Source organism: Nostoc sp. MG11 (assembly GCF_014904695.1).
Classification (GTDB): Bacteria; Cyanobacteriota; Cyanobacteriia; order Cyanobacteriales; family Nostocaceae; genus Komarekiella.
Genome location: NZ_JACXXN010000153.1, coordinates 1 through 2206, shown reverse-complemented (window position 1 = coordinate 2206; position 2206 = coordinate 1). Strand labels below are relative to the sequence as shown.

Genomic DNA, 2206 nt, shown 5'->3' with positions numbered 1-2206 from the left:
TGTCTTCCAACCTACTCTAACCATTCCCTCTGCTTTGCCGGAGGGCTTTTTGTTGCTGTTTATTTAATTACTAAAACACCATAGAAGCCGCCGCTTTTGTAACAGCTAAAGCCTGTTTACTTATTTCTCGCCAGTTCGTCTGTTCACCGTAGTTAGCTATGATGAATTCAGACCCAACCCAAACACGACAGAACAAAACGCTATCATCTGTCCCTGGCTGCGGTTGTAGTGTCACAGGTGAGTAAAGTTGTTGTGGTGTAAGACTGGCAATGGCTGCTAATAACCCTTTGGCAAACTGAGTATCATGCCCGGATTCTAGGATGTATGTTCGGTCAGCCTGAATTGTAGCTAACAGTTTGTGTACTTCCTTGCCACGTCGCTCGCACTTCTCGAATCGTAGTTCTCGCAGATATCCTGTTAAGGCAGTGGCATCAACAGCACTTGGTTCACCATTATTGAGCGTATACCACAGATAACCGTTGTGACGGTTGCAGTAGATTTTGCAACTGCTAGCATCATTGTGGAGCCCCAGTTTCGGCTTATTGATTGAAGCGACCAGCTGCTTGAGCAATTCTTCCTGGCGCATTAAAGCAGCAAGTAATTCTGATGTTTCTTGAGGGATCATTTATTTAATACCAATGTATTTCACCGACGCTAGGCGCAGTCTCAGCAATCAGGGTTATTGTTCTTAGATTTGGTGATCTACGCTGCCTTTGATAATTTATAATTCCGCTGGATAGTTGTATTATTTGCTACTACTTAAAGCTCTATTCTGCTATTTCTTCTATCCAGCGGAATATTTATTAAACTGTTAGTTGCTTTATACTAACAGTCTAGTATAAATTGCACTAAGCCTCATCTCTTGGAGGGGATGAGGCTTTTACTTCTGTTTAGAACGAACTGCTCCAAGAATTAACTGGTTTTGTCTCAAGAAATATTTGAGCAGTTGTTAAGTTTGTTTACTATCCAATGAAAGTATAACTTGTAACCTTATAACAGGTTAAACTACGATTTCTCTGCCTAATATACATCAAATATGCTGTTATATGCAGTATATTAAACTTGCAAGGATTGTTTTAGTTATTAACCTCGTCATCAAAGTGAGACGAGGTTTTTATTTTTGGAGTGGAATAAAGCGAGTTAAGGTAAAAGTTTTTTTGTGCGACCGCTTTACAGTTATCAAAGCTGACAAGCAATCGCTTTTGTTTTCTGAACCAGCGACCATCTGAAGAATTAGTTCTAGCTAGCGTATTACCAAAGAACCCTAATTCTGATATTTCTTGAGTCATGATTTTGATTTAGGTAGCACATTCATAGCGTGTTGGCGTAGCCTCAGTAACCAGGATTATTGTTATTAAGTTGGGTGATCTATCCTGCTTTGGTAATTTCTGATGGCGAGGGGTGATTGTATTATTCGCTACTATCTAAAGTGTTGTACTGCCGTTTATTCTATCTAACAGAACATTTATTATACTGTTAGTGGCTTTATACTAACAGTTTAGTATGATCAATTTATAACAAGCCTCGTCCTGCTTTGGAGATGGGGCTTTTATTTTTGTGGGACTTAGACAAAAAGTAGTCAGAAAAAAGTCTCAAATGTATATACAAAGAGACTTTAACATCTACTTGCTTAGTTTCTTGATATGTCTGGGTTTCAAGCATTTTTGAGCCTTTGGTGTATTTCCTTTGCCTTGTATGGGTTCTAGGCTTGTTTATGCTCTAAAAATGTTTAAGTCCCGCTAGAAAAAAATGTCCCAAGAATTAACTGGTTTTGTCTCAAGAAATATTTGAGCAATTGTTAAACTTGTTTGCTCAGCAAACGAAGTATAACTTGTAACCTTGCAATCGGTTAACCCGTCATTCCTTTTGCCCAAGGAAGCATTAGTTAGAATGCTATGTGCTATGCTTTAGCTTGATAGTAGATGTTTAACTTATTAGCCTTGTCTCACCTTGATGACGAGGTTTTTGTTTTTGAAGCGAAATAAATCGCCTCGTAAATCATCTCATTCGGTTTCGGGTGAATAGTTGAATTCATGAAATGCCGTTGCATACATGATGCAAATGAGTATCATTGGAGATATTCGTTTGATATTATTCAAGAAGCTAAACAGTCAAGGTAATTATTGGTTTGGGCATTCGGTGATCGCAATTAGATTAGAATCTATGCGATCACCTTTGCTTTTTATTTCATTCTCAATACTCACTC

At 38.3% G+C, this 2206-nt stretch carries 2 protein-coding genes; both read right to left on the bottom strand.

Translation table 11 applies throughout. The features are described from left to right. Window positions 1-70: 70 nt before the first annotated feature. Window positions 71-625: a hypothetical protein gene (locus HCR01_RS37670; RefSeq protein ID WP_193200973.1), complete on the bottom strand. Its 555-nt coding sequence runs from the start codon at window positions 623-625 to the stop codon at window positions 71-73. A gap of 451 nt (window positions 626-1076) precedes the next feature. Continuing rightward, entirely contained in the window at window positions 1077-1289 is a 213-nt protein-coding gene (locus HCR01_RS37665; protein WP_193200972.1) for a hypothetical protein, read from the bottom strand. Window positions 1290-2206 lie beyond the last annotated feature (917 nt).